Here is a 12,255-nt window from a genome sequence, read left to right on the forward strand (position 1 = left end):
GGCGGGGACGCCGGGTCGGCGGAAACGCGGAAGGCCCGAGGCGCGAGCCCCGGGCCTTCGATCCTGCACTGCCGATCTTGCGCCGACGTCAGCGACGTGAGCGACTAATCCTTCAGCGCATCGCGCAGCTTGACGCGCACGCCCGTGCGCAGAATCGAGTTGCTGTAGATGCGCGATCCGATCCAGATCACGAGCGCGATGGTAACGACCAGGATGCCGAGCGAGACGATCGGCTCCCACCATTCGGCGATGCCGAGGTAGAGGCGCATCGGCATCGCGTTGGGGGCGGAGAACGGGATGTAGCTCATGATCGCGAGCGCCTGGGGGTTGCTGTTGAAGAGGATGATGAGGAAGAACGGGATCATCACGAGCATCATGACCGGGCTCGTCACCGATCCGATGTCCTCCTGCCGCGACACGAGCGCTGCGGCGGCCGCGTACATCGCAGCGAGCAGTACGAAGCCGAACGCGAACAGGATCCCGAACCAGATGAGCGAGGCGCCGAGCTCGCCGAGCAGCAGATCCTGCCCCGTCGCGAGCATGCCGACCGAGGCGAGGGCGAGGATCGCGACCACCGTGCCGAGCGCGAGGATGCTGTTGCCCAGGATCTTGCCCGCGAGCATCGTGCGCGCGGAGACGGTGGCGAGCAGGATCTCGATGATGCGTGTCTGCTTCTCTTCGACCACGCTCTGCGCGATCGTCGTGCCGAAGGTGAGCGCGGTGGTGTAGAAGATCATGCCGAAGGCGAAGGCGATGATGTACGCGAGGAACGGGTTCGTGCCGAGGGGTTCGAGCAGTTCGACCGACGGCACCACCGAGAGCGCCTGCACGAGATCGGTCGGGGCGCTGTCGAGCGCGACCACGGTGAGATCGAGCGGGGTGTCTCCGCCGGGAACGATCGCAGCCTCGACGTCGCCGTCGCGCACGAGCTGCTCGGCTTCGGCCCGGTCACCGGCCTCGGTCACCTCGAAACCGGCGGAGGTGAGTGCGTCGCCCTGCTCCCCGCTCGCGCCGGCCACCGTCGCCACCTGCGTGGGGCTTCCGATTCCGCCGTTCTGGGAGAGCAGCCCGCTGATGACGACGCCCCCGAGCACGACGAGCAGGAGGATGCCGGTCGAGATGAGGAATGCCTTGCTGCGCAGGCGCGTCGTGATCTCGCGCTCGGCGACGAGCCAGGCGCCCTGGGCCCCGCTGATCGGGCGCGACGAGGATCGCCGGGACTGGGAAGTGAGTGGAGCGGTCATCGCACGACCTCCTTGAAGATCTGAGCCAGTGAGGGGGTGATGGGAGCGAAGCGTCGCACTGAGGTGCTGGGCGAGGTCAGCTGCACGGCGCGCGCGAGCACGGCCTGCGCGGCCGCGGCATCGGGGGCGTCGAAGCGCGCGAACCCGCCGTCGAGGTGCGTGACCTCGATCCCTGGCTGCTCGCGCACCCAGCCGGCGTCGGCCGAGGGGCCTGCGAGCTCGAGCTCGAAGCTGCTGCCGGAGTGCTGCGACCGGAGGCCTTCGCGCGAGCCGGAGGCGAGGATCCTGCCCCCGCCGATCACCACGACGTCGTCGCAGAGTCGCTCGACGATGTCGAGCTGATGGGAGGAGAAGAGCACCGGGGCGCCCTGAGCGGCGTAGTCGCGCAGCACCCCGAGCACGACCTCGACGGCCATGGGATCGAGGCCCGAGAACGGCTCATCGAGCACCAGGGCCGACGGCTCGTGCACGAGCGCCGCTGCGATCTGCGCGCGCTGCTGGTTGCCGAGCGAGAGGCTCTCGAGGGTGTCGGTGCCGCGCTCCCCCAGGCCGAGCCGCTCGATGAGGTCGGCGGCGGACTTCTTCGCCGCCGCCGAGCTCATCCCGTGCAGCCGACCGAGGTAGACGAGCTGCTCGAGCACCTGCATCTTCGGGTAGAGGCCGCGCTCCTCCGGCATGTAGCCGAAGCGCGCGCGGTCGGCCGGGGTGAGGGGCGCTCCGTCGAGGCTGACCGTGCCCGCATCGGCGGAGAGCACCCCGAGGATGATGCGCATGGTCGTGGTCTTGCCCGCGCCGTTGCCCCCGACGAAGCCGGTCATGCGACCGCCCTCGACCGTGAAGCTCACGTCGTCGAGCACGCGTCGCTCGCCGAAGCTGCGTGAGATGCCTGCGATGTCGATCATCTCGATCCCTTCTGTCATGTGATTCCAGCATGACGGGGCTCCGGTGTGCCGCGCTTCCCCCTCACGGCTGATTGCGGCGCCGAGTGGAGGATCGCCCTCCCCCGCGCGACGGAAGCGCAGTGTCGGCGGTACGCCCTACGCTGATGCCATGGAGGATCACGCGGAGTGGAGTCGGCCGAGCCCCGGCCGGAGCGGCCTGCGCGCCGACATCGGTCTTGCGCTGGTGCTCGCGATCGCCTCGGTGACGACCGCTCTGCTGTATCAGCGCACCGGGATGTACCCGGGAGCGGCGGAGCCCTGGGTCTGGGCAGTCGGGCTGGGCTTGACGACGCTGCCGCTGGCACTGCGCCGCCTTTACCCGGTGCCGGTCGCGATCGTCGTGTCGATCGGGTTCTTCGTCTGCGGCCAGTTCGGCGTGCCAGAGGTGCTGATCATCAACATCGCGCTGTTCTGCGCGCTCTACACCGTGGGGGCCTGGGAGCGCCGGCGCGCGCTCGCGCTCTGGGCGCGCCTCGGCATCGGGGTGATCATGATCGTCTGGCTGCTCATCACGCTGATGATCGCCTCATCGAGTAGCGAGGTTTTCGAAGGCATCTCGCGGTCGGGCATCTTCTCCGCTTACGCCACCTATGCCGTTCTGCAGATCATTACGAACCTCCTCTACTTCGGAGGCGCGTACTTCTTCGGCGAGCGCTCCTGGCGCGCGGCGCGCACCCAGGCGCTGCTCGAAGCTCAGGGGCGCGAGCTCGAGCTCGAGCGACAGACGAGCGCGGAGCAGGCCGTCGCACTCGACCGGTTGTCGATCGCGCGCGAGCTGCACGACGTCGTGGCCCACCATGTTTCGGTGATGGGCATTCAAGCGGCCGCTGCGCGACGCAGTATCGAGCGCGATCCCGCCCGTGCCGTTGCGGCCCTCGGCGTCGTCGAGGAGAGCGCCGGCACCGCCGTCGACGAGCTACGCAGACTCGTCGGCACGCTGCGAGACCCGTCGACGGAGTCGTCGGCACCGACCACGATCGGCGTCGCGCACCTCTCCGCACTCGTCAACGAAGCCCAGAGCTCTGGCACGCCGACGACACTCATCGTCGCCGGCGAACCCCGACCGATCCCCATGCTCGTCGACGTCGCGCTCTACCGTGTCGTACAAGAAGCTCTGACGAATGTGCGCAAGCACGCGGGTCGGGGAGCGACGGCCGAGGTGCGCCTCCGGTTCGGCGCGGCTGCCGTCGAGGTGGAGGTCACCGACGACGGCGTGCGACAGGAGCTGTCGCAGCAGTCCCGCGGGTCCGGCCTCGGGCTGCAGGGCATGCGCGAGCGCATCGGTGCCGTCGGCGGCACTGTGCACACCGGGCGCCGTGAACGCGGCGGCTTCATCGTGCGCGCGTGCGTGCCGCACACCCCTTCGTCATCCTCACCCGTCGCCGGCAGTCCCGCCGACTAACCATGCGACCCCGCACCGAGAGGCCCTCATGATCCGCGTACTGCTCGTCGACGACCAAGCGCTCGTGCGTTCGGGCTTCCGCATCATCTTAGAATCGGAGCCCGACATCGAGGTCGTCGGTGAGGCCGAGAACGGTGAGATCGCGGTCGCACTCGCCGCCGAACTCCATCCCGATGTCATCTGCATGGACGTCGAGATGCCCGTGCTCAACGGGATCGAGGCGTCGCGGCGCATTCTGACGTCGGCTTCGTCGGCTTCATCGGCTTCATCGGCTGCGTCAGCTTCGTCGACTGCGTCGGCTTCGGCCCGCGCGGCTCCGGCGATCCTGGTGCTCACCACGTTCGGGCACGAGCAATACCTCTTCGACGCACTCGCCGCCGGCGTCAGCGGATTCTTGTTGAAGACCGCACGCGCCGAGCAGCTCATCGACGCCGTGCACTCGCTCGCGGCGGGCGACGCGCTGCTCGGCCCCGACGTCACCCGCGCCGTGATCGAGCGGATCTCAGCGAACGGGCCCGTCAGCGCGACCGCTGCTGAGGGCGGCGGCGATCCGGAATCGATTTCACTACCAGACGCAACAGAAGCAGCGATGACGGAAGCCGGCCTCACGGACCGCGAGCGGGAGGTGCTCGCCCTCGTGGCAGAGGGGAAGTCGAACGGTGAGATCGCCGCGGCGCTCTTCCTCGGCGAAGCGACCATCAAGACGCACGTGTCGAACCTGCTGCAGAAACTCGGCGTACGCGATCGCATTCAAGCGGTCGTTTGGGTGCACACGCGGGCATAAGCCGTCGCCCAATGCGAGCGGGGTCACTTTCAGTGCGTGTCGCCCCGGCAACACGCACGAAGAGTGACCCCGCTCCCCGATCGACGGCAGCGCCGCCGCGCACGGCCGAACCGTCAGGCGCCGCCGACCGTCGAGGCGCGCACCACCAGCTCGGGGGTGAACTCGATCTGCTCGCGCGCCGCATCCGCACCGGCTTGCGCCTCTGACAGCAGCAAGCCCACCGCAGTGGCGCCGATCTCGACCGCGGGCTGACGCACCGACGTGATCGGCACCACTGCGGCGCTGGCGAAGTCGATGTCGTCGTACCCGATGAGAGCGATGTCCTCTGGCACCCGCAGCGACCCGGTCATGACGAAGGCCTGCAGCACTCCCATGGCGAGCAGATCGTTCGCGGCGAACACGGCGTCGGGCCTGCGGTCGGCGGGAAGCTCGAGGATCTCTTCGGCGATTCTGCGCCCCTCGAGCACGCTCAGCGCTCGCGTCTCGCGCACCTCGAGCGTCGCGTCCGCTACCTCTGCGACCACCGAGCGGGCACCGTTCAATCGATCGGAGACCTGTTTGATGCCGATCGGCCCACCGACGAACGCGATGCGGCGCCGTCCGAGTTCCAAGAGATGGCGCGCTGCGATACGGCCGCCCTCGACGTCATCCACCGACACCGACGAGAAGGATCGGTCGCTCGATCCGCGGTCGACGAGCACCACTGGAATGCCGGCGTGCCGCAGCCTCCAGAGCTGCGTGAGGTCGGTATCGACGGGCGAGATGAGCACGCCGGCGACGCGGTGCTCCTCGAACATTTCGAGAATGCTGTGCTCGCGCTCCGGCGAATCGTCGCTGCCGCCCATCAGCACGGTGTACCCGTCGTCGATCGCGCGGCGCTGCGCACCGTGGGCGAGATCCATGAAGAAGGGGTTGCGGGTGTCGAGCACGACAAGCCCGAAGCTGGTGCTGCGACCGGCCCGGAGTTGCCGCGCCGCATCGTTGCGCACGAACCCCAACTGCTCGATGGCCTGTGTGACGCGCGCCACCGTGCCTGCGGCGACGATCTCGGGTCGGTTGAGCACGTTGGAGACCGTACCCACCGACACCCCCGCCTCGCGTGCGACGTCGCGGATACTCGCTGCCATAGCGTCATCCCCCACTCCGTTGTCGTAAAACCCTGTGCTGCCGAGCAGTCTACCGATCTCATCACCTTCTTGAAACGCTTCAATAACGACTCGGAAACCGTCTCGTTATCGACTTGACTCATTGGCGACCCGCGCCATAAACTCGCCTCAATTGCGATTGAAACGATTCACAAAGTCGTGCGCGCACCACCCCCTGATATGCCCTTCCAATGGCAGGAAGTCCGTGAGTTCAATGAAGAAACCACCCGCCGGCGAGCCGTTGCTCGAACTGCGCGGCGTCGCCAAGGCCTTCGGCCAGGTGATTGCGCTGCGCGACAGCACCCTCGCGCTTCACCCGGGTTCCATCCACGCGCTCGTGGGTGAGAACGGTGCAGGCAAGTCGACCCTGGTCAAGATCATTGCCGGCCTCTACCGCCGCGACAGCGGTGATTTCCGTTATGACGGGGAGACCGTTGACTTCTCGACCACGGCCGAGTCGAAGGCCGCCGGCATCGCCGTCATCTACCAGGAGCCGACGCTCTTCCCCGACCTCTCGGTGACCGAGAACATCTTCATGGGCCGCCAGCCGCGCGGTCGCTTCGGCCGCATCGACCGGGCCGCGATGCGCGCCGAGGTCGAGTCGCTGTTCGCGAGGCTCGGTGTCGCCATGAATCCGGATCGCACGGCCGACGGCCTCTCGATCGCCGACCAGCAGATGATCGAGATCGCGAAGGCCATCTCGCTCGATGCGCGCGTGCTCGTCATGGATGAGCCCACCGCGGCGCTCTCAGGCGTTGAGGTCGACCGCCTCTTCCAGGTCGCCCGCGCGCTTCGCGACGAAAACCGCGCGCTCGTCTTCATCTCGCACCGCTTCGACGAGGTCTTCGCGCTCTGCGACACGATCACGGTCATGCGCGACGGCAGCTACGTCTCGACCCGCGCCATCAGCGAGACGGATCCCGACAGCGTGGTCGCCGAAATGGTGGGCCGCGAGATCACAGACCTCTTCCCGAAACTCGAGACCGAGGTCGGTGAGCCGCTGCTCGTGGTCGAAGGGCTGACGAGCCCCGGCGTCTTCAACGACATCAGCTTCACCGTTCGCGCCGGGGAGATCGTCGGGCTCGCCGGACTGGTCGGCGCCGGCCGCAGCGAGGTCGCCCGAGCCGTGTTCGGCGTCGACAGCTACCGCAGCGGCACCGTCACGGTCGCGGGCACGAACGTCGTCAAGAACAAGCCCACCGCCGCCATGCGCGCTGGGATCGCCCTCGTGCCAGAGGATCGCCGCAAGCAGGGGCTCGTGCTCGACTCGAGCGTGGGCCGCAACACGACCTCCGTGATCCTCGACTCGCTTGCAAAACTCGGCCTCGTCACGACCGGCGCCGAGAACCGCGCCGCGCGCCCGTGGGCCGAGAAGCTCGAGGTCAAGGCGAATGCGCTGACCACGATCGCCGGCACCCTGTCGGGCGGCAACCAGCAGAAGGTCGTGCTCGGCAAGTGGCTCGCCACCGATCCGCGCGTGCTGATCATCGACGAGCCGACGCGCGGCATCGATGTCGGCACCAAGTCGGAGGTGCACCGCCTGCTCTCCACCCTGGCGAGCCAGGGCATGGGCGTGCTCATGATCTCGAGCGAGCTGCCCGAGGTGCTCGGCATGGCCGACCGCGTCGTCGTCATGCACGAGGGGCGCATCACCGCCACGATCGACCGCGACGACGCGACGCAGGAGAACGTCATGCGCGCCGCGACCCACAGCTCGAACACGGAATCGGAGCACGCCGCATGAGCGCCACGACATTGAAGGCTCCGAGCGTCGGTTTCGGTGCGATCGTCGGCCGACTGACCCGGGCTCGTGAGGCGAGCATTCTGCTCGCCGTGCTGCTCGTCGTCGCAGCGGCCACGATCAAGAACCCCAACTTCCTCTTCTCGACCGACGGGTACCGCGACCTCTGGCTGACACCGTCGCTGCTGCTGCTCGTGGCAGTGGGCCAGGCCGTCGTGCTGATCACCCGCAACGTCGACCTCTCGGTCGGCTCGATCCTCGGCCTGAGTGCGTACCTCACCGGCCGCCTCTTCATCGATATGCCCGGACTGCCGGCCATCGTGGTCATCGTGATCGCGATCGTGTTCGGCGGCTTGCTCGGCCTCATCAACGGCGCGCTCGTCGCCTTCGCGAAAGTGCCGGCGCTGGTCATCACGCTCGGCACGATGTACGCCTTCCGCGGCATCAACGTGCTCTGGACGGGCTCGGATCGCATCAACGCCTCCGACATGCCGCGCGGCTTCCTCGCGCTCGGCACCGCGCAGGTGCTCACGATTCCGGTGCTCACCATCATCGCCGTGGTCGTGCTGATCGCCGTCGCGTGGTGGATGAAGAACACCCGCGGCGGGCGCGAGTGCTACGCCATCGGATCCGACCCCGACGCCGCCCAGCTCTACGGGCTGCCCGTCACGCGCCGCGTGCTCACCGCCTTCGTGCTCTCGGGCGCGCTCTCCGGTTTCGCCGGCGTGCTGTACGCCGCCCGGTACGGCACCATCAACTCGCAGGCCGGTGCCGGCTGGGAGTTCGACGCCATCGGCGCAGCCGTGATCGGTGGAGTCGCCATCTTCGGCGGCGTCGGATCGGTGTGGGGCGCGGCCATCGGCGCAGCGCTGCTCATGACCATCAACCGCGCGCTCCCCGTGCTCGGCGTGCCCGACTTCTGGCAGCGCGCCGTGGTCGGCGTCCTGATCATCGGCGCCATCGTGCTCGACCGCGTACTTTCGCTCCGACAACACCGGAAACTCATCGAAGAACGGGAGACGCAGCGATGACCGCTCAGACCACCGTCACCACCTCCACGACCAGCCTGCGTCACATCGCCGACTACGATCGTCCGCTGTGGCAGCGCCTGTTCCTCACCCGCGAGAGCGCGATCATTGCGCTGGTGGTCATCGTCGTGCTCTTCGCGAGCATCGTGGTGCCGAACTTCGGCAGCAAGATCACGATGACCTACCTGCTCCTCGACATCTTCCCGATCCTCATCATCGCGCTGCCGATGACGGCGATCATCGTCACGGGTGAGATCGACCTGTCGGTCGCGAGCGTCGTCGGTCTCTCGAGCGTGCTCACCGGTGTGCTCACCCAGGCGGGCGTGCCGTTCGGTCTCACCATCGTGCTGGCGCTGGCCGCCGGCCTGCTCGCCGGTGCCATCAACGGCTTCCTCATCACCGCGGTGGGGCTGCCCTCGCTCGCGGTGACCATCGGCACACTGGCGCTCTTCCGCGGCATCGCCGTCGGCATGCTCGGCACCACCGCGGTCACCGAATTCCCCGAGTTCTGGACGGACCTCGCGAAGGAGAAGATCGGCTCGACCGGGATCCCCGTCGTCATGATCCTCTTCGTCGTACTGGCCATCGCGTTCGCGATTCTGCTGCACTTCACGAAGCTCGGCCGCGGCATCTTCGCGATCGGCCTGTCACCGGAAGCCGCGCGGTTCTCCGGCGTGGACGTCGCCCGCACCAAGATGCTGCTCTACATGCTCAGCGGCGCGGTCTCAGCTCTCGCCGGCATCTACTTCACGCTCCGCTACGGCAGCGCACGCGGCGACAACGCGACCGGCATGGAGCTGCAGGTCATCGCGGCCGTGCTGCTCGGCGGCGTCTCGATCTTCGGCGGCCGCGGCGCTCTGCACGGCGTGATCGCCGGCGTCGTGCTGATCGGCGTGCTCGGCAGCGCGCTGCGCCTCGCCAACGTCACCTCCGACGTGATCAACATCATCACCGGAGCCCTGCTCATCGGCGCCGTCATCTCGACCAGCGTGATCGCAGCGATCAAGAACCGCCGAAGAACCGGGAAGAAGCTGCAGATCGCCGGCGCCCGTGCGGCCACGACGGACTGACCGGCTCCCTCCCTCTCAGAAGACTTCCACGACCACCCACACCAGTCCCCGCACCGCGGGGTGATGAAAGGAAACAACGAACGATGTGGTTCCAGAACAATAAGAAGAAGGCCGGCGCGGTTCTCGCTCTCGCCGCAAGCGCAGCGCTGCTGCTCTCGAGCTGCTCGGGCGGCGACGCCGGCGACGGTGGATCCGAAGGCGGATCCGAAGGATCGGGTGCGAGCATCACCTTCCTGCCGAAGAACCTCGGCAACCCGTACTTCGACACCTCGAGCAAGGGCGGCAAGGCTGCAGTCGAGGCCCTCGGCGGCACCTTCAACGAGGTCGGCCCCACCGAGGCCACGCCCGACGCCCAGGTGAGCTTCATCAACACCGCGACCCAGCAGGGCGTCGGCGCGCTCGCCATCTCGGCGAACGACCCGAAGGCGATCTGCGACGCGGTCAACGAGGCGCGCGACAACGACGTGAAGGTCGTCACCTTCGACTCCGACACGAGCGCCGACTGCCGCGACCTGTTCGTGAACCAGGCCGACGCTGCGGGCATCGCCCAGGTGCAGGTCGACATGATCACCGAGCAGATCGGCGACGAGGGCCAGATCGCAGTGCTCTCCGCCGCCGCCAACGCCACGAACCAGAACGCCTGGATCGAGCTCATGGAGGAAGAGCTCGAGGCGAATCACCCCGACGTCGAGCTCGTCGAGGTCGTGTACGGCGACGACGACGATCAGACTTCGTTCGACAAGACCGCAGCACTGCTCCAGACCTACCCGGAGCTCAAGGGCATCGTCTCGCCGACCACCGTCGGCATCGCCGCCGCCGCTCGCTACCTCTCGACGTCTGATGCCAAGGGCGAGGTCGCACTGACCGGTCTCGGCACCCCGAACCAGATGCGCGAGTACGTCGAAGACGGCACCGTCACCGAGTTCGCTCTCTGGAACCCCGAGGAGCTCGGCTACCTGACCGCGTACGCCGCCAACGCTCTCGCCACCGGTGAGATCGAGGGCGCGGAGGGCGACACCTTCGAGGCCGGCGACCTCGGCGAGTACACCGTCGGCGCCGACGGCGTCGTGCTGCTCGGCGATCCCTTCCGCTTCAACGCGGACAACATCAGCGACTTCGACTTCTAAGCCGCTGCTGGGTGGGGATCCTGATCGGGCAGGATCCGGATCCCCACCGCACTCCCTTCGTTCGCCCCCGCGAACCGCAATCTCAGTCCCCAGCCCCAGCCCCACCCCTCGGAGAATCTCATGCGAGTCTGCTTCCAGATGCAGGTCAAGCCCGACCGCCTCTCCGAGTACGCCGAGCATCACGCGGCCGTCTGGCCCGACATGCTCGAAGCGATCGCGGACGCCGGGCGCCGCAACTATTCGCTCTTCCTCCGCCCCGACGGCCTCCTCATCGGCTACTACGAGACCGATGACGACGAGGCCGCCCAGCGCGCACTCGAAGCCGACCCGCGCACCGCCGCGTGGGAGGCGAAGATGGCCGACTACTTCGTCGCCTCGACCGGCCGCCCCGACCAGGAGGCCCCCCGACTTTCCGAGGTGTTCCACCTCGAAGACCAACTCGCGCGCCACCACGCGGGCATGAATCGCGCATAGCGCAGCACCAGACAGAAAGCCGCAGAACATGAGCACCCAGCTGACTCCCGAAATCCTCAGCACCCTCGAGAAGCAGTCCATCGAGGTCCCGTCGTGGGCCTATGGCAATTCGGGCACGCGATTCAAGGTGTTCGGCACGCCGGGCACCCCGCGCGATCCGTTCGAGAAGATCGCCGACGCGGCCGAGGTCAACCGCCTCACCGGGCTCGCGCCGGCCGTGGCCCTGCATATCCCGTGGGATCTCGTCGACGACTTCTCGGCACTGCGCACGCACGCCGAGGATCTGGGAGTGCAGCTCGGCACCGTGAACTCCAACACCTTCCAGGATGACGACTACAAGTTCGGCGCCCTCACGCACGAAGACTCGGCGATCCGCCGCAAGGCCATCGATCACCACCTGAAGTGCATCGACGTCATGGATGAGACCGGATCGCGCGATCTCAAGATCTGGCTCGCCGAGGGATCGAACTACCCGGGTCAGGCCGACATGCGCGGTCGTCAGGATCGCCTGCAGGAGTCTCTCCAGGAGATCTACGCCCGTCTCTCTGACGCGCAGCGCCTCGTGCTCGAGTACAAGTTCTTCGAGCCGGCGTTCTACCACACCGATGTGCCCGACTGGGGCACGTCGTACGCCCAGGTCGCGTCGCTCGGCGACAAGGCGATGGTCTGCCTCGACACCGGGCACCACGCCCCCGGCACCAACATCGAGTTCATCGTGATGCAGCTGCTGCGTCTCGGCAAGCTCGGCTCGTTCGACTTCAACAGCCGCTTCTACGCGGATGACGACTTGATCGTGGGCGCCGCTGATCCGTTCCAGCTCTTCCGCATTCTCGTCGAGGTCGTGCGCGGCGACGGGCTGAACAACCCCGACGTCAGCTTCATGCTCGACCAGTGCCACAACGTCGAGGAGAAGATCCCCGGCCAGATCCGCTCCGTGCTCAACGTGCAGGAGATGACCGCCCGCGCCCTGCTGCTCGACCGCGACGCGCTCGGTACGGCGCAGCGCTCGGGTGATGTGCTCGGAGCCAACGCGATCATGATGGACGCCTTCTACACGGATGTGCGGCCGGCGCTCGCCGAGTGGCGCGAGTCGCGGGGCCTGCCCGCCGACCCGATGGCCGCGTACGCCGCCTCGGGCTACCAGGCAAAGATCAACGCCGACCGCGTCGGCGGCGCCCAGGCGAGCTGGGGCGCGTAACCGCCGCCCCGCCTCCCCCTCCCCCATCACATCTGCGAGCGGGGTCACTCTTCGTGCGTGTCGGCTGCGCAACACGCACGAAGAGTGACCCCGCTGCGGGT

Annotated in this window: 11 protein-coding genes; 8 read left to right on the forward strand and 3 right to left on the reverse strand. The window is 67.7% G+C overall.

Annotated elements, in window-relative coordinates:
- Nucleotides 1-104: 104 nt before the first annotated feature.
- Nucleotides 105-1,244, reverse strand: a complete 1,140-nt coding sequence (locus tag AB0O71_RS10080; RefSeq protein ID WP_363744862.1) for an ABC transporter permease — start codon at nt 1,242-1,244, stop codon at nt 105-107.
- Nucleotides 1,241-2,146, reverse strand: coding sequence for an ATP-binding cassette domain-containing protein (locus AB0O71_RS10085; RefSeq protein ID WP_363744890.1), 906 nt, complete (start codon nt 2,144-2,146; stop codon nt 1,241-1,243). The genes AB0O71_RS10080 and AB0O71_RS10085 overlap by 4 nt, the downstream gene beginning before the upstream one ends.
- 148 nt (nt 2,147-2,294) lie before the next feature.
- Here AB0O71_RS10085 and AB0O71_RS10090 point away from each other — a divergent pair, with 148 nt between their 5' ends.
- On the forward strand, nt 2,295-3,587 hold the full coding sequence (locus tag AB0O71_RS10090) for a histidine kinase (RefSeq protein WP_363744864.1): 1,293 nt from the start codon (nt 2,295-2,297) through the stop codon (nt 3,585-3,587).
- Nucleotides 3,588-3,615: 28 nt separating this feature from the next.
- Nucleotides 3,616-4,371 carry a response regulator transcription factor gene (locus tag AB0O71_RS10095; protein WP_363744866.1) on the forward strand — a complete coding sequence of 252 codons (756 nt, stop codon included), beginning with the start codon at nt 3,616-3,618 and terminating at the stop codon, nt 4,369-4,371.
- Nucleotides 4,372-4,484: 113 nt separating this feature from the next.
- On the opposite strand, the gene AB0O71_RS10100 is transcribed toward AB0O71_RS10095, so the two are convergent.
- Nucleotides 4,485-5,498, reverse strand: a complete 1,014-nt coding sequence (locus AB0O71_RS10100; RefSeq protein ID WP_363744868.1) for a LacI family DNA-binding transcriptional regulator — start codon at nt 5,496-5,498, stop codon at nt 4,485-4,487.
- A 232-nt stretch (nt 5,499-5,730) separates the two neighbouring features.
- Between AB0O71_RS10100 and AB0O71_RS10105 the strand changes: the two genes are divergently transcribed.
- From AB0O71_RS10105 to rhaI, 6 genes are all read left to right on the forward strand, one after another.
- A complete protein-coding gene (locus AB0O71_RS10105; RefSeq protein ID WP_363744870.1) occupies nt 5,731-7,260 on the forward strand; it encodes a sugar ABC transporter ATP-binding protein in 1,530 nt (509 codons plus the stop codon).
- Nucleotides 7,257-8,288 carry an ABC transporter permease gene (locus AB0O71_RS10110; protein ID WP_363744872.1) on the forward strand — a complete coding sequence of 344 codons (1,032 nt, stop codon included), beginning with the start codon at nt 7,257-7,259 and terminating at the stop codon, nt 8,286-8,288. Before AB0O71_RS10105 ends, AB0O71_RS10110 begins: the two co-directional genes overlap by 4 nt.
- Nucleotides 8,285-9,355, forward strand: a complete 1,071-nt coding sequence (locus AB0O71_RS10115; RefSeq protein ID WP_363744874.1) for an ABC transporter permease — start codon at nt 8,285-8,287, stop codon at nt 9,353-9,355. The genes AB0O71_RS10110 and AB0O71_RS10115 overlap by 4 nt, the downstream gene beginning before the upstream one ends.
- Nucleotides 9,356-9,438: 83 nt before the next feature.
- Nucleotides 9,439-10,482: a rhamnose ABC transporter substrate-binding protein gene (gene rhaS, locus AB0O71_RS10120; RefSeq protein ID WP_363744876.1), complete on the forward strand. Its 1,044-nt coding sequence runs from the start codon at nt 9,439-9,441 to the stop codon at nt 10,480-10,482.
- A 120-nt stretch (nt 10,483-10,602) separates the two neighbouring features.
- The gene (locus tag AB0O71_RS10125) at nt 10,603-10,956 is read left to right on the forward strand and encodes an L-rhamnose mutarotase (RefSeq protein WP_363744878.1); all 354 of its coding nucleotides are present in this window, start codon (nt 10,603-10,605) and stop codon (nt 10,954-10,956) included.
- 28 nt (nt 10,957-10,984) lie between these two features.
- Entirely contained in the window at nt 10,985-12,154 is a 1,170-nt protein-coding gene (rhaI, locus tag AB0O71_RS10130; RefSeq protein ID WP_363744880.1) for an L-rhamnose isomerase, read from the forward strand.
- Nucleotides 12,155-12,255 lie beyond the last annotated feature (101 nt).

Origin of the sequence: Leucobacter sp. NPDC077196 (assembly GCF_040687075.1) — a bacterium.
In the GTDB taxonomy this organism is placed as follows: Bacteria; Actinomycetota; Actinomycetes; order Actinomycetales; family Microbacteriaceae; genus Leucobacter.